General features: G+C 56.9%; 17 protein-coding genes, 2 tRNA genes and 1 pseudogene. 2 read left to right on the forward strand and 18 right to left on the reverse strand.

Going from position 1 to position 21943, the window contains the following annotated elements; genetic code table 11:
• Window positions 1–19: 19 nt before the first annotated feature.
• Together ABD806_RS05575 and ABD806_RS05580 are read right to left on the reverse strand one after the other, a co-directional pair.
• Window positions 20–384: pseudogene (locus ABD806_RS05575) on the reverse strand (aldehyde dehydrogenase family protein).
• A gap of 128 nt (window positions 385–512) precedes the next feature.
• Window positions 513–608: a hypothetical protein gene (locus ABD806_RS05580; protein WP_344955550.1), complete on the reverse strand. Its 96-nt coding sequence runs from the start codon at window positions 606–608 to the stop codon at window positions 513–515.
• Between the two features lies 1 nt (window position 609).
• Between ABD806_RS05580 and ABD806_RS05585 the strand changes: the two genes are divergently transcribed.
• Window positions 610–1140 carry an AAA-type ATPase lid domain-containing protein gene (locus ABD806_RS05585; RefSeq protein WP_344955552.1) on the forward strand — a complete coding sequence of 177 codons (531 nt, stop codon included), beginning with the start codon at window positions 610–612 and terminating at the stop codon, window positions 1138–1140.
• 213 nt (window positions 1141–1353) lie between these two features.
• Here the strand turns inward: ABD806_RS05585 and ABD806_RS05590 are convergent, their stop codons facing one another.
• Together ABD806_RS05590 and ABD806_RS05595 are read right to left on the reverse strand one after the other, a co-directional pair.
• Complete coding sequence (locus ABD806_RS05590; protein ID WP_344955554.1) at window positions 1354–2070, reverse strand: L,D-transpeptidase family protein; 717 nt, start codon at window positions 2068–2070, stop codon at window positions 1354–1356.
• Between the two features lie 136 nt (window positions 2071–2206).
• Entirely contained in the window at window positions 2207–4864 is a 2658-nt protein-coding gene (locus ABD806_RS05595; RefSeq protein ID WP_344955556.1) for an EAL domain-containing protein, read from the reverse strand.
• A gap of 240 nt (window positions 4865–5104) precedes the next feature.
• Between ABD806_RS05595 and ABD806_RS05600 the strand changes: the two genes are divergently transcribed.
• The gene (locus ABD806_RS05600) at window positions 5105–5329 is read left to right on the forward strand and encodes a hypothetical protein (protein ID WP_344955559.1); all 225 of its coding nucleotides are present in this window, start codon (window positions 5105–5107) and stop codon (window positions 5327–5329) included.
• Between the two features lie 341 nt (window positions 5330–5670).
• On the opposite strand, the gene ABD806_RS05605 is transcribed toward ABD806_RS05600, so the two are convergent.
• The 14 genes from ABD806_RS05605 to ABD806_RS05670 form a co-directional block, all read right to left on the reverse strand.
• A tRNA-Leu gene (locus ABD806_RS05605) sits at window positions 5671–5757 on the reverse strand.
• A gap of 15 nt (window positions 5758–5772) precedes the next feature.
• Window positions 5773–5846, reverse strand: a tRNA-Cys gene (locus ABD806_RS05610).
• 123 nt (window positions 5847–5969) lie between these two features.
• The gene (gene pgsA / locus ABD806_RS05615; protein WP_344955561.1) at window positions 5970–6518 is read right to left on the reverse strand and encodes a CDP-diacylglycerol--glycerol-3-phosphate 3-phosphatidyltransferase; all 549 of its coding nucleotides are present in this window, start codon (window positions 6516–6518) and stop codon (window positions 5970–5972) included.
• Window positions 6519–6565: 47 nt separating this feature from the next.
• Entirely contained in the window at window positions 6566–8395 is a 1830-nt protein-coding gene (uvrC, locus tag ABD806_RS05620; protein ID WP_344955564.1) for an excinuclease ABC subunit UvrC, read from the reverse strand.
• A 5-nt stretch (window positions 8396–8400) separates the two neighbouring features.
• Window positions 8401–9042 carry a UvrY/SirA/GacA family response regulator transcription factor gene (gene uvrY, locus ABD806_RS05625; protein WP_116472692.1) on the reverse strand — a complete coding sequence of 214 codons (642 nt, stop codon included), beginning with the start codon at window positions 9040–9042 and terminating at the stop codon, window positions 8401–8403.
• A gap of 433 nt (window positions 9043–9475) precedes the next feature.
• A complete protein-coding gene (locus ABD806_RS05630; RefSeq protein WP_344955567.1) occupies window positions 9476–11371 on the reverse strand; it encodes a SurA N-terminal domain-containing protein in 1896 nt (631 codons plus the stop codon).
• 118 nt (window positions 11372–11489) lie between these two features.
• Window positions 11490–11762, reverse strand: coding sequence for a nucleoid-associated protein HU-beta (gene hupB / locus ABD806_RS05635; protein WP_116474491.1), 273 nt, complete (start codon window positions 11760–11762; stop codon window positions 11490–11492).
• A 230-nt stretch (window positions 11763–11992) separates the two neighbouring features.
• On the reverse strand, window positions 11993–14344 hold the full coding sequence (lon, locus tag ABD806_RS05640) for an endopeptidase La (protein ID WP_344955571.1): 2352 nt from the start codon (window positions 14342–14344) through the stop codon (window positions 11993–11995).
• Between the two features lie 137 nt (window positions 14345–14481).
• The gene (gene clpX / locus ABD806_RS05645; RefSeq protein ID WP_344955573.1) at window positions 14482–15762 is read right to left on the reverse strand and encodes an ATP-dependent protease ATP-binding subunit ClpX; all 1281 of its coding nucleotides are present in this window, start codon (window positions 15760–15762) and stop codon (window positions 14482–14484) included.
• A gap of 79 nt (window positions 15763–15841) precedes the next feature.
• Window positions 15842–16465: an ATP-dependent Clp endopeptidase proteolytic subunit ClpP gene (gene clpP / locus ABD806_RS05650; protein ID WP_344955575.1), complete on the reverse strand. Its 624-nt coding sequence runs from the start codon at window positions 16463–16465 to the stop codon at window positions 15842–15844.
• An 87-nt stretch (window positions 16466–16552) separates the two neighbouring features.
• Window positions 16553–17863 carry a trigger factor gene (gene tig / locus ABD806_RS05655; protein ID WP_344955577.1) on the reverse strand — a complete coding sequence of 437 codons (1311 nt, stop codon included), beginning with the start codon at window positions 17861–17863 and terminating at the stop codon, window positions 16553–16555.
• A gap of 221 nt (window positions 17864–18084) precedes the next feature.
• Entirely contained in the window at window positions 18085–18639 is a 555-nt protein-coding gene (locus tag ABD806_RS05660) for a hypothetical protein (protein ID WP_344955579.1), read from the reverse strand.
• Between the two features lie 239 nt (window positions 18640–18878).
• Complete coding sequence (locus ABD806_RS05665; RefSeq protein WP_344955582.1) at window positions 18879–20576, reverse strand: NAD-dependent malic enzyme; 1698 nt, start codon at window positions 20574–20576, stop codon at window positions 18879–18881.
• Between the two features lie 127 nt (window positions 20577–20703).
• Complete coding sequence (locus tag ABD806_RS05670) at window positions 20704–21795, reverse strand: GGDEF domain-containing protein (protein WP_344955584.1); 1092 nt, start codon at window positions 21793–21795, stop codon at window positions 20704–20706.
• Window positions 21796–21943 lie beyond the last annotated feature (148 nt).

Here is a 21943-nt window from a genome sequence, read left to right on the forward strand (position 1 = left end):
CCAGCAGGCTCTTGGTCAGCTAGTAGTGATCCAGCATCATCTTGTGGGTTTCACGGCAGCTCCTCGATTTTAGTCCCCCGAAGGCCGCATGGGCTGGGTAGGCGTGGTAACAGTTCATCCAGATACGCCCGGCCTGAATGCCCCGTGCCATGCGATAGGCACGGTTCACATCCCGGGGCCAGACCCGGCGCCCAGGCCAAACTCGGTGTCGTTGGCGATGGCCAAGGCCTCGGCTTCGTCCTTGAAGTGGGTGACCCCCACCGCCGAACCGAATATTTCCTCCTGGAATACCCGCATCCTGTTATCGCCCTGGAAGATGGTCGGCTGAATATAGAAGCCGTTTTCCAGCCCGCCGATCCGGTTGGCCTGGCCGCCCAGCAGCATGTCTTCGATGCACTTGCCGACAAACTCCGGCTCATAGCGCAACAGGTCTTCAAAGAAGATATTGGGGACTTACCGCCCAGCTTCACGGTGGAGAGGATCAGCCGTTCGGCCGCAGCCTTCAGCACATGCTACCCAACCGGGGTAGAGTCGGTAAAGGCCAGCTTGGCGATGCCTGGATGGCGCAGGATCGCCTCCCCCGCCTCTTTACCCAGGCCGTTGACCACGTTGATCACCCCGTTCGGCAGCCATATCCCGGAGCCGGTGGACTTTCAACTGAACGCCGACAGCCACCAAGAGCTGACCACCATGGTCAGTGAAGGCCGTTTCCGCCAGGATCTGTACTTCCGGATCAATGGCTTTTCCCTGACGTTGCCGCCGCTGCGGGAATACAGCCGTGATGTCATCAAACAACTGGTAATGGCGCTGCTGGCCGAACAGCAGGGGAGCAGGACAAGTACCCTGGATGACGCCGCCATGAAGGTACTCCGCAATTGCGGTTGGCCGGGCAATATCCGCCAATTGACACAGATGCTGGAGGTGGCCGAGGAAGGCCAGCTAAGCCCCGCCCATTTACCCGAATTGCCGGCCTTCGACGTGCCGGTACCGGTCGCCAGGAATTTAAAAACTCTGGGTGAGCGATTGCTAGCGCAGGCGCTGACGGAATGTAACAGCAACGTCAGTGCCGCCGCCCGCAGGCTTAAGCTGAGCCGTACCACCCTCTACGCCAAGCTGAAATCGCTTGGACTCAAACCCTAAATAACTGTTCCAAATAATCGGTCACCAGAGACGACAGCTGGGTATCGCTAAGCAGACCCTCTGTGCCAGGGCCGGAAAATGCTCATGCTATTCAGGCATTTCCGCCATCCATGGCGGTCAGTGACGCAACTGAGCCCTCAGGGACGAGTGCATGGCGTGTCTGTGTACGCTGCCCGGTCGATGCAGCAGTATTAGGAATAGTGATTAAGCAGATTAAATATCGTTCTTAGGAAAGCGGGCAAACTCCTGCTTGATCTGGGCGTACAGCTCGGGCGCCCACCAGGGCAACTCGGGGGCAATGCCATCCATCGGCTTGCTGCGGGGATCATGCGGTGCTATCACCACTGATACCTGTTCCATGCCTATGGTATTGACCAGTACAAACAGCTCTTCGATGGCCAGATCGCCAACGGCTAGACAGCCGACCGACTCGGCCTTGCCGTGAATAAAAATATTGGAACCGGGCTGGCTGCGACCTTCTTTTGCGGCCCGCATAAGATCGTAGCTATTCGGGTAATTCAGCTTCATGGATAAATGAAACTGGCTGCGGGGATTCAGATCGGTGATCTTGTAGATGCCTTCGGGGATCTGTTTGTCCCCTTCCCGCAACTTGGGCCCGGGCCCTCCGCTGGTTTTGCGAATGGGATAGCTGCGGATAAACTTAAAATCGCCGCCGGCATTTCGGCCCCACAACTCCAGCGACTTTTCTTCCTTGGTCGCCAGCAGCACAGCTTCCAGGGGCGGATAGGTGACGCCGGAGCCCATAAAATAAGGCTTCATGCGCACCTCGGCCGACGGACCATAGGAGGCCACCACCCGATCGATGGCATTGTAGTAGTCATAGTCGGAGGAGAGGCGCTCGGCCGCAGCCGGACTGAGTAAACCAGCAAAAAGCACAGTGGCGGCAGACACACCAAAAAACAGACGCATAGATAATAAAAAGCCAAAAAGACGAGTTACTGGAATGATAGCCCGGCTTGGCTTTGGTTGGAATCTGCCAGGTTAAAAATCTTGGCCCGTCGCGACGGCCACTCATCTCCTGCCGATGTCGAGGTGAAGCGTCCTGTTATTTTTCCAGGGCAAAAACGGATGCCGGCTGGCCGTGAGCGGGGCTGAGCATCCGCTCCAGCACCTGGGCCGGCTCGGGCCGGGCAAACAGGTATCCCTGATACAAATGACAACCGCTGGCCAGCAGGGTCTGCCGCTGGGCCTGGGTTTCCACCCCTTCCGCAATGACTTCCATCCTCAGGGACCGGGCCAGTGCTATGATGGTGCGGACGATCTCCAAGCTGTTGTTATCGTCCGGCAAGGCCCGCACGAACGACTGATCAATCTTCAGTTGATCCAACGGCAGCTGCTGCAAATAGAGCAGGGATGAATAACCAGTGCCGAAGTCATCAACCGCGAAACGCACGCCCCTGTCTTTCAGCGCCCTCATCCGGGCGATGGCGATCGGCATATCGCTCAGCAGCATGGACTCGGTCAACTCCAGCTTCAGTCGCGCCGGGTTGGCGCCGGTTTGTGCCAGCACGTCCTGCACTTCCTCGACAAAACCGGCTCGATACAGCTCCGCGGCACTGAGATTCACCGACAGCGTCAGCCCTGCCAGCTCAGGCTGTCTTGACCAAGCCGCCAGTTGCTCGCAGGCCAGCCGCAATACCCCGCTGTCTATCCGTCCCATCAGGCCGGCCGACTCCGCCGCCTCGATAAAGGCGCCCGGCGCCAGTACCCCCCGCTCGGGATGTTGCCAGCGCACCAGGGCTTCGGCACCGATCAATCCTTGATGTTCCCCCAGCTGCGCCTGAAGATAGATGACGAACTCCCCCCGCTCCAGGCCGCGGATAATATCTTTTTCCAACTGCAAACGTCGGGTAACCGACGCCTGCATCTCGGTGTCGAAAAAACATAAGCGTCTCTTGCCCTCCGCCTTGGCCTGGTACATGGCCAGCTCGGCCTGGTGTAGCAACTCATCCAACGGCTGTTGGTCATTGTCAAACAACACCAGTCCCAGGCTGGCACTGCGGTGCAGACTGTGCTGCTCGAATGAATAAGGTTGTAGCAAGGCATCCAACAGGCGCTCGGCCATCTGCTTGAGCTGGTCCAACGCTTCGCCGGGCTGATGCGGCCAATCGGTCAGTAAAACGGCGAATTCATCGCCCCCCAGGCGGGCCACAGTGTCGGTTTCTCTTATCGCCTTGTTCAATCGCTGGGCGACCTGCAACAAGATTTGATCCCCGGCACTGTGTCCCCACAGATCATTGATATCCTTGAAATTATCTAAATCAATAAAGATCAACGCCCCCGGCCGGCGATGACGGCTGCTCAGCACATAAGCCTGTTTCAGCCGCTCTTCCAGCAGACGACGATTGGCCAGGCCGGTAAGCACATCATAAAATGCCAGCCTATTGATCTGTTGCTCATCCGCCTTGCGCTGGCTGATATCGCTGATCGCCGCCACATAATGACTCACCTGGCCCAGTTTGTTGTTTACCGAGCTAATAGACAGCCACTGGGGATAGACTTCACCCGACTTCCGCTTGTTATAGATTTCACCCTGCCAGTTGCCGGTATCTTGAATGCAGTACCACATATGCCGATAAAACTCGGGAGTATGCCGACCCGAACTGAGCATGTTAGGCGTTGAACCCATCACCTCGGCGGGTGTATAGCCGGTGATGTCGGTAAACTGCCGGTTCACCCGCAAGATGCGATTATTCGCATCAGTGATCAGCATGCCCTGAGAACTCTCAAAGGCCGCCGCCGCCACCCGCAGCTCGGTCTCGGCCTTCACCCGCTCGGTGATATCGCGCACTATCATCACCACCGCCGCCTGCCCCTTGGGCAACCCATGGAGTGCCTGGGCATGGCCCTCGTATACCTTGCAGCCTTCGGAGCTATCCAGCCGATAAACGATGGAATGGGAGCTGTTTCTGGCCAGGGTGTCACGGATAAACACTATCACCCGCTCGGCTTCGGCCGGTGACAACAGATCCTGCAGTCGCTGTCCCCGATGACGAACCGGCGCATCGGGCCGGGAAGCCGGTGGAGCGGAAGCCACCTCCAGGTAGTAGCCCTCTTCATCGATGACCAGCAGCTGATCAGGAATGGCACCGGTAATGGCCCGCAGGCGCGCTTCACTGGTATACAACGTCTGCTCTGTTTGACTGCGGTTCTGGGCATCCTGCAACACCAGCCCCAGCAGCACCGTCAGCGGTACCAGCATCGACATCATGGGCATAAAAACAGACTGCGCCTGCAGCCAGATTTCCGTAGGCAGCAGCAAATATGACAGGCGTTCACCGGCAAAGAGCAGCAGGCTCAACAACAACAATGAGCGGATATTCAGCTTCAGCCAGCCATGCCCTATGATACAACGCAGCCCAATCCCCAACCCGGTGGCCCAGGCCATGAGGAGTATGCCCGATGGTGCCCCAACGCCTCCCAGCCACCAGCGATAAGCCACCGCCACCAGCCCAGCCAAGACACCGGCCACCGGCCCTCCAAATAACCCGGCCATGGCCAGCACCACATCGCGTGCATCCAGGAGTACACCCGGGGCGACAGCATAAGAGTTCCACATACACACACCGGTCATGGCGCCGTATAAGAGCCCGGAAGCCAGCCGCCTGGCCCATGGCCGGCCGCCCCATAGCCTGACGTTATAGGTCAGCAGCCAACACAAGGCCAACAGCAGCACGGCTTGCTCGATAAAAGAAACAATCATGGGGAAATGGGGCTAACGATGGGAGCTGTGGATGCGATAAAACAATCAGGGCGGGCAAGGGTTGTTATTATCTGTGTGATGGCCATTGAATCTTAATGATTTTAATCTTGGGAAAAGACCATAAAACAAAGAAGGACTTAAGGTAAAGAAGAATTTTGAATCGCCGACAAAAGATGACTCCCTGTCCCACCCTGGTTTTTGTACTAAACTTCAAGGTCCCGGCATCGAAGGAGAAACAAGATGACAGAGTTCGTGGATTTAGCTACCGAGACCTGGGATGAACTGCAGGACAAAAGAAAAAAACTGCGAGAAGCCAGCGACCATTACGATCAAAAGGTCCAGTCGCTCAGGGCGGGTAAGTGCAAACGGGAAGATGTGGTGAAAGCCTTCCGTCACAAGCAGCAGGCACATGATGCTCATGCAGAAGCCTTCCACCGTATCTTCAAGGTACCAGAAAACATCTGAATTGTGCCTCAAAACCATCCTCAGACGGCCCACCACGGCCGTCTTTATGTTAGCCCCGATAACGCGGCCCCATAGAAGGCAACAGGTGAAATGTCCGCAGGCGCGACTTTCCCTCCCCACCTTCGCGCCTTTCGGAAACACCCAGTCATATTACGACGTGTTCGGGTACCTGCCAGGCAGCCCTTATCGGACATGGCATAGTCCGCAAGATGAACAAGCATAAACGGAAATAAGGGAATGGGGATAAAAAGAACCGGAAAATAAAGCCGTGTTGTGCCGGGTAATGATCTAGGTAGCCAGCAAATAACGAAGGGATATTAAATCAGCTCATTTATTTTGAATGGTGCCCGGAGCCGGACTTGAACCGGCACGCTGTTACCAGCGAGGGATTTTAAATCCCTTGTGTCTACCGATTTCACCATCCGGGCAGACCTGAAGTGATCTGGAGGCGCGTTCCGGAGTCGAACCGGACTAAACGGATTTGCAATCCGCTGCATAACCGCTTTGCTAACGCGCCATGAAGAATTGCTTCCAGATGGCAAGCATTCTAATCGGCAGAGCCCGGCAGTCAACTGTAATATTAGTCTTTTGGCCCGTTCGCACATTTTTTATGCGCAAATGCTTGTTTGATCGACAAAAGTCAGCCTTCGCTGGTCAGATCCGACCAGGCGGCCCGTAGGTAATCATAGGCCGAAACCAGGGTCAGGCCAGTGGCCACATAGAGCAGCAGATAACTTCCCCAGATCATATAGATGCTCTGCTGCCAGATAAGACCGATCAGCGCCAGCATCTGTATGGTCGCTTTCCATTTGCCTATCCAGCTCACCGCTACCCGAGAACGCTTGCCGATTTCCGCCATCCATTCACGCAAGGCGGAAATGATAATTTCCCGGGCGATCATGATCATCGCCGGCACCGTCACCAGTATGCTGCTGTAGTCTTCGGTGATCAGCACCAAAGCCGCAGCCACCATCACTTTATCGGCAACCGGATCCAGGAAGGCGCCGAATTGTGTGGTTTGATCCAGCTGACGTGCCAGGAAACCGTCAAACCAGTCCGTTATCGCTGCAATGGTAAATACCAGCGCCGCCCAAAAATAGGACCATTCAAACGGCAGGTAGAACAGAACAATAAAGACGGGAATTAACAGAATACGGAAATACGTCAGTGAGTTTGGAATATTTATCATTGTTATCAAACCATAGGATCATGCCGCCACATGGTGCATGATGGAACTCAGTGATGCAATGCATCATGTATTTTTTCTGCCATCTCGCGGCTGATCCCCGGGACCTTGGCTAATTCATCGACACTTGCCCGATTGACTTCTTGCAGGCCCCCCAGATATTTGAGCAAGGCCTGACGCCGCTTGGGACCGACCCCCGGGATCACTTCCAGGGTACTGGTGTTACGCACCTTCCCTCTCTGGGCCCGGTGACCGGTGATGGCAAAACGGTGGGACTCGTCCCGAATATGCTGTATTAAGTGTAGTGCCGGCATATCGGCCGGTAAATGCCGTTCTTCATGGCTGCCGCCCATGATCAGGGTTTCCAGCCCCGGCTTGCGGGTCACACCTTTGGCTACGCCCACCAGCAGCGGCTGTTTTGGCTGCCCCGCCAGTTGTTCGGCTATGACCATTTCGGCCCTGGCCAACTGGCCCAGGCCGCCGTCGATAAACAACACATCAGGCAGCTTGTCAGGATCAGCCTGATGGAAACGCCGGCTCAGGGCCTGCTCCATGGCGGCGTAATCATCACCCGGGGTAATGTCGGCGATGTTATAGCGGCGATATTCGCTCTTCTGGGGCCCCTCGCCGTTGAACACCACGCAGGAGGCTACCGTCTTCTCACCCATGGTATGGGAGATATCAAAGCACTCCATGCGCAAGATGGGGCCTAGGTCCAGAGTCTCCTCCAGCTGGCTCAGGCGCTGCCTGAAGGTGCTTTTATGGGCCAGCCGGCTGGCCAAGGCCGTTTCGGCATTGGTGCGGGCCAGCTTGATAAAGCGGGCCCGCTCGGCCCGGGTCCGGCTGCGGCAGCGCACCTTGCGCCCCTGATGCTGGCTCAGGGTATCGCTCAGCACCGCTTCGTCATCCAGGCTGCGATCGAGCAATATCTCCCCTGGCGCCTGGCGCCCGCCGGCGTCGGATAGATAGAACTGTAGCAGGAAGCTCTGCAGCACCTCCTGCGCGTCCGTATCTGGCGGCACCTTGGGGAAGTAACTGCGGCTGCCCAGTACCTTGCCTTGGCGGATAAAGAGCACGTGCACGCAGGCCAGGCTACGCTCGCAGGCCAGCCCCACCACATCCCGATCGCCCTGCAGGTTGCCGCTGACCGATTGCTGCTCCTGCACCCGCCGCAGCGCCTGCAGCTGATCCCGGAAACGGGCCGCGTCCTCGAAGCGCAGCTCCTGGCTGGCCTGTTCCATGCTGTCGGCCAGATCCTGCAATACCTGCTGGTTCTTACCCTGCAGGAACAGCCGGGCCAGCATCACCTGGTGACGGTACTCCTGCTCGCTGACCAGCCCCTTGACACAGGGTCCGGCACACCGCTTGAGCTGGTACATCAGGCACGGCCGGGAGCGGTTGGCATAATAACCGTCTTCGCACTGACGCACCGGAAACAGCTTTTGCATCAGGTGCAGGCTTTCACGCACCGCGGCACCGTTGGGGTAAGGCCCGAAGTACTCCCCCTTGGCCTTGCGCGGGCCACGATGAATGCCGATACGGGGATGAGGATGCTCGGTGATAATGACATAGGGATAAGACTTGTCATCCCGCAACAGCACATTGTATCTGGGCAGATACTGCTTGATCAGGTTGTGTTCGAGGATAAGCGCTTCGGTTTCGGTATGGGTCACCGTCACCTGTACATCGCAGATCTGGCGTACCAGCGCCCGCGTCTTTTCTCCGCTGACCTGGGTACGAAAATAGGAGGACAGTCGCTTTTTGAGGTTTTTGGCCTTGCCGACATAGATAACAACCCCGGCGTTGTCGTACATACGATAAACGCCGGGTTGTTCAGTCACGACCTTGAGAAAGGCTTTTGCATCAAAAGACTGGCTCATCGCCGCTATATTTTTTCTGAGTCCAGCATGCCGTAGCGGATGGCAAGATGGGTAAGCTCGACATCGCCGTTGATGTTGAGTTTGCTGAACAGGCGATAACGATAACTGTTGACCGTCTTCGGGCTCAGGTTCAGCTGCTCCGAAATATCGGTCACGCGCTGGCCCTTGGTGATCATCAGCATGATCTGCAGCTCGCGTTCAGAGAGCTGCTTGAACGGGTTTTCTTCATTGGAAAACTGGCTCAGGGCCATACGCTGGGCGATTTCCGGGGAAATATAGCGCTGCCCGCTGTTTACCAGCCTGATCGCATTGATCATCTCCTCCGGTCCCGCCCCCTTGGTCAGGTAACCGGCCGCGCCGGCCTGCATCACTTTGGTCGGAAACGGATTTTCGGTATGTATGGTCAATACGATAATTTTCACATCCGGGTTGAAACGCAAGATCTTGCGGGTAGCCTCCAAGCCGCCAATGCCCGGCATATTCATGTCCATCAGGATGACATCCGGGTGTTGCTCGCGGCACCATTGCACGGCATCTTCACCGCTTTTGGCCTCGCCAACCACCTTCATCCCTTTGACATCTTCCAGTATGCGTCGGATCCCTGTGCGCACTAACTCATGGTCATCAACCAGGAATACGTTAATCAAAAGATTTCTCCGACTGCTGTTAGTTTATCGGCTTATAACACTTTACCCGAGATGGGCATCATAGCGGAAGATGCCCGAGGATAAAACCTGCCACCACCTGAAGTAATGCTCGTCCATTAAGCGTGAAACGGGATGAACTGGCTTCCCATCGACACGCCGCAAACCCATCCTTAGGGACTCCTGCGCCATCTGACCGCCATGGATGGCGGAAATATCGAAAATGCAGGCGCATTTTTCGACCCTGGCGCAAAAGGTCGGCTTGAAACCAGCCCATCCCGTTAACGGACCGGCATTACGCCCTCGGGGCACACTTTATTATCAAATTGAAAACAGAGATGCAACATTTCAAGGCCGTTTAGGCGGATTGTTTATCCTATCCTTGGCGCTGACAGAGCGCCATTTGACGATAAAAAAGGCGCCGTAGCGCCTTTGTTCAGAAGTTATCGGTTTCTGGCAACTGCCGGTAGTCGATGTCGGCGCCGGCCTTGAGGGCCTGAAGCAAGCTGCGGTATTCGCGATCGGCAAGCAGACTGCTCTGGCCCTGGCGGATTTGCTCGACATTCTCGGAAGCGGTCTCCGGCGTGGTCACCTTGTTGAGTCGGATCACTACCCGATCACCATTAGAGAGCACAACTATACTCAGGCTGGGCTCTGCTGCCGGGGTCGCCATGGCGAACAGGGCATTCAACAAGCCCGGCTCCAGCTCGCTATCGTCGCGGGTAACCGCAGTCAGCGTGCTGGACTCAACCTGATATTGCGCCAGCAACGGAGCCTGCTGCCCCGCAGACCAGGACTGTTGCAAGGCGTTGGCCGCTTCCTGGGTCAGCTGATCAGCCTGGCTTGCCGCCACCCGGTTCCTTACCTGCTCACGCACCTCGGCCAGCTCACGTACCGCAGCCGGACGCCGGTCGGTCACATGGATGACGGCCGCCTTGTTCTGACCCAGGGAAATCAGCTCGGAATTGCCGCCCTGCTCTCTCAAACGCTCGCCGAAGGCTTCCTGTATCAGCCGGGGATCCTTGATGGCGGCCGGGGCATCCAGCGCCGAGAAATAGTCGGTTGATACTATCTCCAGGCCCAGTTCCTGGGCCGCCATATCCAGCGAGTCAGGGAATTCGAAAGCCAGCTCGGCCAGTCTCTGCTCCCGGGCATAGAAGGCATCAGAGGCCTTGTCCTGGGCCAGTCGCCTGGCGATGTCGGCGCCGACCTCATCCAGTGACTTGCTCGCTGCGGGACGAACATCCAGCAGGCTGATCAGGTGCAGGCCAAACTCGCTTTCCACTATCCCGGAGACATCGCCGACCTTGGCCAGGGCAAAAGCGGCATTGTCAAACGCCGGATCCATGGTGCCCGGCGTCATCCACTCCAGCTCACCGCCCTTGGCACCGGAAAACACGTCATCCGACTCGGTTTTAGCCAGCTCGCTAAAGGATTCACCAGCCTGCAAGCGCTCGGCGATGGCCTTGATTTTGTCCGCCGCCTCGGCCCCCTTGTTCACCATGATATGGGCGACCCTGCGCTGCTCGGGCTGGGTATAGCTGGCCAGGTTGGCCTGATAATAGTCCCGGATCTCCTGCTCATCGATATCATCGACCGAAAAGGCAGAGGCATCCAGCATCAGGTAGTTGATCTTGACCTGCTCGGGGCGCTGGAACTGGCCGGGGTTTTGCTGATAGTAGGCTTCAATCTCGGCCTCAGAGGGGTCAACCTGCTCGATAAAGGCGCTCAGGGGCAGACGCACATATTCGCCATCCCGTTGTTGACGGCTCAGACGATCCAGCCAGCTGGCTTCCTGCTCCAAGGTAAAGCTGGAGCCCAATACCGTATTCATCAGCATTTGCCGGCTCAGATCCTGGCGTACGCTGTCGCGTAACTGCTCGGCGCTAAGGCCACTGCGGGCCAGCAACTGCAAATAGCGCTCATTGTCGAACACGCCGTCTTGCTGAAACTCAGGCAGGCTGCGAATGGCGTTGCGAACCTGTTCATCGCTGGCGCGCAAACCCAGCTCCTGCACCTTTTGATCGATCAGCCGCTGCTCTATCAACTGCTCCAGCACCGAGCCGCGGATTTGCTCAACATATTGGGGGTCGCCTAACAATTGGCTGAACTGAGCACCCAGTTGGTTTTCCAGTCGTGCACGCTCGTTGCGATAGGCGCTTTCCAGGGTCTGCAGGCTGATTTCGTCACCATTGACCACAGCCGCGATTTCCGGCACTGGCCGGCTTACATAGCTGCCAACCCCCGCCAGGGCAAAAGATACAATGATTAATCCCAGGACCACCTTAGAGGTGGTGCCTTGAGTACCGGCTCGAAGTTTGTCAAAAAACATGGATGTTAGTTACTCCCGATAGACGGCTTGCCGCCCCATCCGAAAAAAAGCGCACCTGAAGATGCGCCTTGTTCGGATCATGATCTGAACTGGAGCTAATTCCAGCAGCCAGTATGACTTAGTTTACAGCGTCTTTCAGCGCCTTACCGGCTTTAAACGCGGGGGTTTTGGCGGCGGCGATTTCGATGGCCGCACCGGTTTGCGGGTTACGACCGGTACGGGCGGCCCGCTCACGCACGGCAAAGGTGCCAAAGCCGACCAGTGAAACCTGATCACCCTCTTTCAATGATTCGGTAATCGCCTCGACCACGGCATCCAGCGCACGACCAGCAGACGCCTTGGTAATATCGGCACCTTCGGCAATTTTGTCGATCAGTTGAGATTTATTCACAATCATTCCCCTTGTCGTTATTTTAGTGCTCGTGACAGGACACTGAGCTAACCTTGATTTTGTTATTCATTGGTAGATGACTAGACCACGGGTGCGGCTTGTCCTGCTACTGATTGCCATCAATGAAGGCAAAAATCCCTCGCCTTCATTGACCCGGTAAAAACGTCATCCAAGGCTACTGCGACTGATGGCCGCTGACAAGCTTGAAACCGCCATTTAGGCTAAAAAGCTCAGGCTGACACCACAGAAAATCCTTCCGGAGCCTCTTCCAGCGCCAGCTCCAGCACATCTTCAATCCAACGTACCGGATGAATTTCCAGATCCTGTTTCACGTTATCCGGAATTTCTTCCAGATCCCGTTCGTTTTCCTTGGGGATCACCACCCGCTTGATGCCCCCCCGGTGTGCCGCCAGCAGCTTTTCTTTCAGGCCCCCGATCGGCAGCACTTCACCACGCAGGGTGATTTCTCCGGTCATGGCCACATCGGCGCGTACCGGATTGCCGGTCAGGCTGGACACCAGGGCGGTGCACATGGCGATACCGGCGCTGGGGCCATCTTTGGGGGTAGCCCCTTCCGGCACGTGCACATGGATATCCCGTTTTTCGTGGAAGTCTGCGTTGATACGCCATTTTTCCGCGCGCGAACGCACCACCGTCAGCGCCGCCTGGATGGACTCCTGCATCACATCACCCAGCGAGCCGGTATAGGTCAGCTTGCCCTTGCCCGGCACATTGGCCACTTCAATGGTCAGCAGATCACCACCCACTTCGGTCCAGGCCAGGCCGGTCACCTGTCCCACCTGATTACGCTCTTCCGCCTTGCCGTAATCGAAGCGATGTACGCCCAGATAAGACTTGAGGTTTTCCTGGTTGATCACGACCTGTTTGATGTCTTTGTTGAGCAGGATTTCCTTGACCGCCTTGCGGCAGAGTTTGGAAATATCCCGTTCCAGGCTGCGCACCCCCGCCTCCCGGGTGTAGTAACGGATAATGCCGATAATAGCCGAGTCTTCCACCACCAACTCGTCGGGTTTCAGACCATTGCGGCTGAGCTGCTTGGACAGCAGGTGACGCTTGGCGATGTTGAGCTTCTCGTCCTCGGTGTAACCGGACAGCCGGATGACCTCCATCCGATCCAGCAGCGGCGCCGGAATATGCATGGAGTTGGAAGTGGCCACAAACATCACGTCGGACAGGTCGTAGTCCACTTCCAGATAGTGATCGTTGAAACTGTGGTTCTGCTCCGGATCCAGCACCTCCAGCAGGGCAGACGCCGGATCACCGCGCATATCGGAGGACATCTTATCGATCTCATCCAGCAGGAACAGCGGGTTGCGCACCCCGACCTTGGCCATTTTTTGGATCAACTTACCGGGCATGGAACCGATATAGGTCCGGCGGTGACCACGAATTTCCGCCTCGTCACGCACCCCGCCCAGAGCCATACGCACATATTTGCGTCCGGTGGACTTGGCGATGGACTGTCCCAGAGAGGTTTTACCCACGCCGGGCGGCCCCACCAGACACAGGATGGGTCCTTTCAGCTTGTTGGTACGACTCTGTACCGCCAGATATTCGATGATGCGCTCTTTCACCCGCTCCAAACCATAGTGGTCGGCGTCGAGGATCTCCTCGGCCTTGGCCAGGTCCTTCTTCACCTTGGAACGCTTCTTCCAGGGTACCGACAGCACCCAATCGATGTAGCCACGCACCACTGTGGCTTCCGCCGACATGGGTGACATCATCTTTAATTTGGCGAATTCGGCCATGACCTTGCCATGGGCCTCGTCGGTCATGCCCGCCTCGTCTATCTTTTGCTGCAGGGCCTCGAACTCGTCGGGCACATCCTCCAGCTCACCCAGCTCTTTCTGGATGGCCTTCATCTGCTCGTTGAGATAGTACTCCCGCTGGCTCTTCTCCATCTGTTTCTTGACCCGGGCGCGGATCCGGCGTTCGACCTGCAGCAAGTCGATTTCCGACTCCATCATCGCCATCAGGAATTCGAGCCGCTCACCCACCTGGCTGATTTCCAGCACCTTCTGCTTGTCTTCCAGCTTCAGGGGCATATGGGCCGCCATGGTATCGGCCAGGCGCGCGGCGTCTTCGATCGCCGACAGTGAGGTCAACACCTCCGGCGGGATTTTCTTGTTGAGCTTGATGTAGCCTTCGAACTGGGTGATGGCGGAGCGCACCAGCACTTCCTGCTCCTTTTCATCCAGCGGCTGGGTGGCCAGGTACTGGGCATCGGCCACGAAGTAACCGTCCTGCTCGGACAGGCTTTCCAGCCTGGCCCGCTGACCGCCTTCCACCAATACCTTGACGGTGCCATCGGGCAGCTTCAACAGCTGCAGCACATTGGCCACGGTACCCACCTGATAGATATCATCGGCCCCCGGCTCATCGGTGGTCGCATCTTTCTGCGCGACCAGCAGTACCTTTTTGTCCTGCTCCATGGCCGCTTCCAGACAGCGGATGGACTTCTCCCGTCCCACAAACAAGGGGATCACCATATGGGGATATACCACCACGTCACGGAGAGGCAGGACGGGGGTTTCGATGCGTTCGGAACGCTCTAGGGTCATAGTGTCCTCTCAGCTTGAATGCAATTTATTAGCGCTTGGGCAGTATATGGGGGCGTGATCGCCAGATTCAATCACCGCCTGGGCAAAAACAATAAAAGGGGCATGATGCCCCTTTATATCGACTAAAAATAGCTCAATCAGTCACCGGATACGGCCTGGTTTTCCCCTTTCTGAAAAATCAGGATAGGGTCAGACTCGCCTTTAATCACGGTTTCATCAATGACCACTTTGGCCACGTCGTCCATCGACGGCAGGTCGTACATGGTATCGAGCAACACACCTTCCACGATGGAGCGCAGGCCACGGGCACCTGTTTTACGCTCCATGGCCTTGCGGGCGATGGCACGCAGGGCATCTTCACGAAACTCCAACGCCACATCTTCCAACGAGAATAAGGCACCGTACTGCTTGGTCAGGGCATTTTTCGGCTCGGACAGGATCTGTACCAGGGCGTCTTCATCCAATTCGGTGAGCGTCGCCACCACCGGCAGACGGCCGATAAACTCGGGGATCAGGCCGTATTTGACCAAATCGCCCGGCTCAACCTGGGTAAAGATTTCACTCAAGCTGGCCTTGTCGTTCTTGGTTTTCACCTCGGCGCCAAAGCCGATGCCGGTGCCCTTATCCATCCGCTGTTCGATCACCTTGTCCAGGCCGGCAAAGGCGCCACCACAGACGAACAGGATCTTGGAGGTATCGACCTGCAGGAATTCCTGCTGCGGATGCTTACGCCCACCCTGGGGTGGTACCGAGGCGACGGTGCCTTCGATCAGCTTCAGCAGGGCCTGCTGCACCCCTTCCCCCGATACATCACGGGTGATGGACGGATTGTCCGACTTACGGGAGATCTTATCGATCTCATCAATATAGACGATACCGCGCTGGGCCTTCTCCACATCATAGTCGCATTTTTGCAACAACTTCTGGATGATGTTCTCTACGTCCTCCCCCACATAGCCGGCCTCGGTCAGGGTAGTGGCGTCAGCCATGGTAAAGGGTACATCCAGCAGGCGAGCCAGGGTCTCGGCCAGCAGGGTTTTACCCGAGCCGGTGGGACCGATCAGCAAAATATTGGACTTGCCGAGTTCCACGCCATCGGAACTGGTCGCATTGCGTAACCGCTTGTAGTGGTTGTACACCGCCACCGCCAACACCTTTTTGGCGTGGTCCTGACCGATAACATAATCATCCAGGTGCGCACGTATCTCGTGGGGCGTGGGCAGCGCCTCACCTTCCCGCTTGGGGGAAATGTCTTTGATCTCTTCGCGAATGATGTCTTCGCACAGCTCGACACATTCGTCACAAATATAGACGGAAGGGCCGGCGATCAGCTTACGCACTTCGTGTTGGCTTTTACCGCAAAAAGAACAATACAGCAGTTTGCCGCCGTCCCCTTCACCCCTGCGTTTGTCTGTCATTCAGTCACCTCTTATGCGTACAGGCGACGGAGCGCTCGCCACTCATATTGAGAGTGTATAACACCCCACCCCGCTTTGCTCAATCGCGCTTGTGCAGTACCTGGTCGATCAGGCCATATTCCTTGGCTTGGACTGCCGACATAAAGTTGTCCCGGTCGGTATCCCGCTCCACAACCGACAGCTCCTGCCCGGTGTGTTCGGCCAGCAGACGATTGAGTTTCTCTTTAATATACAGAATTTCCTTGGCATGGATCTGGATATCCGATGCCTGCCCCTGGAAGCCGCCCAGCGGTTGATGGATCATCACCCGGCTGTTGGGCAGGGCGAAACGCTTGCCGGTGGCGCCACCGGCCAGCAGGAAGGCGCCCATGGAGCAGGCCTGCCCCATGCAGACGGTACTGACGTCCGGCTTGATGAACTGCATGGTGTCATAAATGGACATGCCGGCGGTCACCGAGCCTCCAGGGGAATTGATATAAAGGTATATATCCTTCTCCGGATTTTCCGACTCCAGGAACAACATCTGGGCACAGATCAGGTTGGCCATATGGTCTTCCACCTGGCCGGTCATAAAGATCACCCGCTCTTTCAGCAGACGAGAATAAATATCGTAAGAACGCTCACCCTTGGCGGTTTGCTCCACCACTATGGGTACCAGAGCAGCCAGGGGCCCGTCCATCAGCGAAGTATCATTATTTGACATAAGGTCTTGTCCCCTAAATAAAATGGCCCGAGTGCACTAACACTAGGGCCATTATACGCAACAGCTTATTGCTTAAGTCAAATGTTCTTAAGCGCCAACGCCCGGCTTGTTCATCAGTTCGTCAAAAGACACCTGCTTGTCGCTCACCTGAGCCTGTGCCAGCACAAACTCGATGGCCTGATCTTCGACCGCCAGGTTACGTACGCTTTCCAGCAGTTGCTTGTTATCGTTGTAATAGGCGATGACTTCGGCCGGATCTTCGTAGGCAGAGGCCATGGACGCGATGATTTCCTGTACCTTGGCATCATCGGCCTTGATGTCGTTCTGCTTGATCACTTCACCCAGCAGCAGACCTACGCGTACGCGGCGCTCGGCCTGGTCCTGGAACAATTCGGCCGGCAGTTGTGGCGCATTTTTAGTGTCCATGCCACCAAAGCGCTGCAGGGCCTGCTTGCGCAGGTTGTCGATTTCACCGTCGATCAGGGCCTTGGGCACCTCGATCTGGTTCTGGGCGATCAGGCCGTCGATCACCTGCTCCTTAACAGAGGCTTTCAGCGCCTGGGCCAGCTCGCGCTCCATGTTTTTGCGCACTTCGGCTTTCAGACCGTCGACAGAACCGTCGGCGATGCCGAAACGCTGTACGAATTCTTCAGTCAGCTCAGGCAGTTGCTGGGCTTCAACCTTGGTCACGGCGATGGCGAACTGAGCCGGCTTGCCTTTCAGGTTTTCGGCGTGGTAGTCCTCGGGGAAGGTCACTTCCAGGGTGAAGTCGTCGCCGACCTTCTTGCCCAGCAGGCCGTCTTCAAAGCCAGGGATCATTCGGCCGGAGCCCAGTACCAGCACGAAGTCTTCGGCGGCGCCGCCTTCAAACTCTTCACCGTCTACCGAGCCGACGAAATTCATGGTCACGCGGTCGTCGGTGGCGGCTTCACGCTCGACTTCAACCCAGTCGGCGTGCTGCTTGCGCAGGGTGTCGATCATCTTGTCCAGTTCGACATCGGTCACTTCGGCCTGCGGCTTTTCGACTACAACCGCATCCAGGCCGGTCACTTCCACTTCCGGGTAGACTTCAAAGGTAGCGGTGAAGGTGAAGTCTTCGCCGGCCTTGATGGCGGCAGGCTCCATGGTCGGCATGCCGGCCGGGTTCAGTTTTTCGGCCATCACGGCTTCGAAAAAATTACGCTGCATCAGCTCGCCGGCCACATCGGCTTCGACTGAGGGGCCAAACATTTTCTTGATAACGGCTAAAGGCGCCTTGCCAGGACGGAAACCATCGATACGACGGGTTTTGGCCAGCTGACGCAGACGGCCGTTGACTTCACCTGCCACTTTTTCAGCCGGTACAGTGATGGTCAGACGGCGCTCCAGGCCTTGGGTCGTCTCTACAGAAACTTGCATTATATTACCTCAATTCTCTTCAGCACCTTGGTGCTGACCCTGTGATGTAAATGAAGCAGCGAGCTGCTCCTTGAGTCCTGGTGAAGACCTGGGTCTTCATGGCAAATTGACGCGGCATTATAGCGAGGCAAAAAAGCAGCGTCGAGCGGCAGTAAAACTCCTGTTGGGCAATATGGGGGATCAATTCCGGTTTTCAACCCTGTTCAAGGACATTTTGGGGATCAGGGCATCGTCCGGTTAAATGCTTTCCATTTGTTCTGGGCCAGGATCACCCAGCGCGGTGTCGCAGCACCGGTACCGGCTGCCTGCAACTGGGGGTGCGCCCCGGCCACCCGTGCCAGGATAGCTTCCTGGGTCGGTTCCACATCCACAAAGAACACGTGCTTGCCCGCCTGCAGTGCGTCCATAAACTTGCGAAAGTCCCGGTGCGGATTCTGGATGCCGAACATGCCGCCTTCCCAGGCACCAAAACCCAGCGCCACTATCGCCAGGAAAATAAAGGGAACCCAGCCGACCGTTTCGGTGATGCCGGACAGATAGCTGAGCAGCAGTACAAAGCCGGCGGCAACGGCGCCGATCAAGGCCCCCACTTCGGTGGCATGGACCACATCTTTCTTCAGCACGGCCTCTACCTCATGCAGCCGGTGTCGTTCTACCTCCCCGTCTCTTTCACTGAGTACGTGGATCTGGGGCTGGGTAATGCCACAGCGCTCCAGTTCCTGCTCGACGGCTTCCAGATCATCCAGGTTGTCGCTGACATAATAATACCGCTTCATCACCAACCTCCCCGATCGGCAGGCGGCCGTGCCAACCGCGCGAACGACCGATCAGTATATTTAAAAGTATAATCAAAGCGGCTCTTCCCTGCCCCGCTACTCGTCAGGCAGCCGCCAGCACCGGATGTGCGTCCGGGGAAAAGGTAAATGAAGGCAGACCTTGCTATCTCCAAGCATAGGAGACAAAAAACGCCGGTGGGGTACCGGCGTCATCATTTACAAGGCTGGATGAACAGTGCTTAGAAAGAAACCCGGCGGTATTTACGGTATTCCGGGGTCCAGAAGTTGGCCTCTATCGCCTCGTCCAGGGCGGTATCGGAAATCTGCAGCGCCTGTCCCTGCAACTGGGCAGTTTTGGCCACCATCTTGGCAATCTGGCGGCTTACCTGCTGAATATCCTCCAGGGGGGGCAACAAGGAACCTTCACCGTTGATAGCCAGCGGCGAACAGGCGGCCAGGGCCCGGCTCGATGCCATCAGCATGGCATCCGTCACCCGCTTGGCGCCACAGGCCAGCACGCCCAGGCCGATGCCGGGAAAAATATAGGAGTTGTTGCACTGGGCAATTTCATACAGCTTGCCTTTGTATTCCACCGGTGCAAAGGGGCTGCCGGTGGCCACCAGCGCCTGGCCGTCGGTCCAGTTGATAATGTCTTCCGGTGTCGCCTCCACCCGCGAGGTGGGGTTGGACAGGGGGAAGATGATGGGCCGTTCACAGTGGGCGTGCATGGTTTTAACCACCGCTTCGGTGAACAGGCCCGGCTGACCCGATACCCCAATCAGGATATCCGGCTTGCCGTTCTGCATCACTTCCAGCAGGGAGATATTTTCCCCCTCGGTCTGCCAGTCCTGGATGCTGTCCATGGGCTGCGCCAGGGGCCGCTGGAAGTCCAGCAGGTTGGGCATGTTGCTGGTCAGCAGGCCGAAGCGGTCGACCATAAACACCCGTTCCCGCGCCTTGGCATCGCTCAGGCCTTCGGCCTTCATCTGGGCCACTATCTGCTCGGCAATCCCGCAGCCGGCGGAGCCGGAACCCAGGAATGCCACTTTTTTCTCGGACAATTTGCTGCCGCTGGCCTCACAGGCCGCGATCAGGGAGCCCAGGGTGACCGCCGCCGTGCCCTGAATATCGTCATTGAAGCAGCACAGCTCGTCCTTGTAACGGTTGAGCAACGGCATGGCATTCTTCTGGGCGAAGTCCTCGAACTGCAACAGCACATTGGGCCAGCGGCGCTTGACCGCCTTGATAAAGGCATCCACAAACTGATCGTATTCCTCACCGCTCACCCTGGGGTTGCGCCAGCCCATATACATGGGGTCGTTGAGCAGTTGGGGATTGTTGGTGCCCGCATCCAGTACCACCGGCAGGGTATAGGCGGGAGAGATGCCGCCGCAGGCGGTATAGAGGGACAATTTACCGATCGGGATACCCATACCGCCGATGCCCTGGTCACCCAGTCCCAGGATACGCTCACCGTCGGTGACCACGATCACCTTGACGTTGCGCTTGGTGGCATTTTGCAGGATATCGTCGATACGATCTTTGTCCGGATAGGAAATAAACAGGCCCCGGGCCCGGCGATAGATATTGGAAAATTCTTCACAGGCCTTGCCCACGGTCGGGGTATAAATGATGGGCATCATCTTGCTCAGATGATCTTCGACCAGGCGATAAAATAGGGTTTCATTCGTATCTTGGATGTTGCGCAGGTAGATATGCTTGTCCAGATCGTTCTGAAAGGAAATATATTGCCGATAAGCTCTGGATACCTGTTCTTCAATGGTTTCTATATTGTGCGGCAACAAGCCATCCAGGTTGAACGAGATCCGCTCTTCTTTGTTAAAGGCACTGCCCTTGTTCAGCAAGGGCGTTTCCAGCAGGGCCGGACCGGCATAAGGAACGTAGAGGGCGCGTTTTTCCTGTTTGTCCTTGGGCATAAGACATCTCGCTATTGTTGTCCCGTTGGGGGATATGGGTGGAGTCAAACTGGGCAAGGCCAGCAGTATAAGCCATGGCCAAGCCCGACGTAAGCACCCTGCACCTTGTTCTGTCCAGACAACTGCCTCAGGCGGCCAGTCTCTCCGGCATCACACAGTTACGCCCCCTGCTCTTGGCGGCATAGAGGGCTTCATCGGCCTGCCGCAGCAGCGCCTGCACCTGGCTGTCTTTATTACCTTCCACCACCCCTACGCTGATGGTGACATTGACCTCCCTGTCGTCCAAGGGGCTGACCACCGGCTGGGATTCCACCGCCAGACGCAAGGTCTCGGCCTGGCGCAAAGCCTGCGACAGCGACGTATCGGGCAGCAAGACCATAAACTCTTCCCCGCCATAGCGCGCCACCATGGCGTCCTGGCCCAGGATGTCCAGTATGGTATTGGCGACCGTGACCAGCACCTCATCACCCATCAGATGGCCAAAATCATCATTGATCCTTTTAAAGCGGTCCAAATCCAGCAGGAGCAGGCTATAGGGACGCTCATCCTTGCTCTGGTAGCGCACCTGCTCCAGTTGGCGCACGAACAGGCGACGGTTCATCAAGCGGGTCAGGGGATCCCGGGATGATTCCCGGTAGAGATCGAGCAGCATGCGCAACTGGCCGCACTGCACCCAGACCATGGCCAGCCCGAAGCTGAGCAACAGCCAGACCCTGTCCACCAGCACCCCGTTGGTCAGGCTGCCGTGATCCAGCCAGTAATCAGAGGCCAGCACCAGCAGGCTGATGGTCAACGCCAGCTTGATGCTGGATTGCAGCTGCAGGGGCAGCACCCCCAGCAGTCCCAGCAGGAAATAGGGGAAGGCGAGGTAACCGACGGGGACCGCCTCTCCCTGAAAGCTCCACAGGGCGACCCAGTTGAACGCCAGCATCACCCCCACCAGATAGTAGATGGAGGCCACCATCCAGCGGCGGTTGAGTTTGCACAGATAACTGAGCGGCAACAGGGGGGTCAGCATGGCGCCGGTGATCAAACGCGTTTTCCACAGCAAATTGAAATGCGCCGAATCCAGCACCAGCCAATCCATCGGTATCCAGCCGGCGATCCCGATGATCAACAGGGTCACCAGCCAGCGAAAGCGGATGGCGACCACCCCGACCCGGGTTAGCTTAAAATCTCGGGAGTGATAACGATCACTCCAGTATTCCTTAAGTTCCAACCTTTATCCCCTCTCCATATGCTTAAACAGCAAATTCGATAAAGCGCCAGGTGCAGGCATGCCCCGCGACAATACACGGAAACCGGCGACGACAGGACGATGAAGTGGATAACAGTACCCAAAGCCCGGGCCCGGTGCCAGTGTAAAT

This window comes from Zobellella aerophila (genome assembly GCF_039539325.1).
GTDB lineage: Bacteria > Pseudomonadota > Gammaproteobacteria > Enterobacterales > Aeromonadaceae > Oceanimonas > Oceanimonas aerophila.

What these genes read in the sequence shown, in the direction of transcription:
- clpP (WP_344955575.1), bottom strand. Translation starts at nt 16,465, where the DNA reads ATGTCAAATAATGATACTTCGCTGATGGACGGGCCCCTGGCTGCTCTG.
- ABD806_RS05600 (WP_344955559.1), top strand. Translation starts at nt 5,105, where the DNA reads ATGACAGAGTTCGTGGATTTAGCTACCGAGACCTGGGATGAACTGCAG.
- ABD806_RS05590 (WP_344955554.1), bottom strand. Translation starts at nt 2,070, where the DNA reads ATGCGTCTGTTTTTTGGTGTGTCTGCCGCCACTGTGCTTTTTGCTGGT.
- uvrC (WP_344955564.1), bottom strand. Translation starts at nt 8,395, where the DNA reads ATGAGCCAGTCTTTTGATGCAAAAGCCTTTCTCAAGGTCGTGACTGAA.
- ABD806_RS05630 (WP_344955567.1), bottom strand. Translation starts at nt 11,371, where the DNA reads ATGTTTTTTGACAAACTTCGAGCCGGTACTCAAGGCACCACCTCTAAG.
- lon (WP_344955571.1), bottom strand. Translation starts at nt 14,344, where the DNA reads ATGACCCTAGAGCGTTCCGAACGCATCGAAACCCCCGTCCTGCCTCTC.
- tig (WP_344955577.1), bottom strand. Translation starts at nt 17,863, where the DNA reads ATGCAAGTTTCTGTAGAGACGACCCAAGGCCTGGAGCGCCGTCTGACC.
- clpX (WP_344955573.1), bottom strand. Translation starts at nt 15,762, where the DNA reads ATGACAGACAAACGCAGGGGTGAAGGGGACGGCGGCAAACTGCTGTAT.
- ABD806_RS05595 (WP_344955556.1), bottom strand. Translation starts at nt 4,864, where the DNA reads ATGATTGTTTCTTTTATCGAGCAAGCCGTGCTGCTGTTGGCCTTGTGT.
- pgsA (WP_344955561.1), bottom strand. Translation starts at nt 6,518, where the DNA reads ATGATAAATATTCCAAACTCACTGACGTATTTCCGTATTCTGTTAATT.
- ABD806_RS05660 (WP_344955579.1), bottom strand. Translation starts at nt 18,639, where the DNA reads ATGAAGCGGTATTATTATGTCAGCGACAACCTGGATGATCTGGAAGCC.
- ABD806_RS05665 (WP_344955582.1), bottom strand. Translation starts at nt 20,576, where the DNA reads ATGCCCAAGGACAAACAGGAAAAACGCGCCCTCTACGTTCCTTATGCC.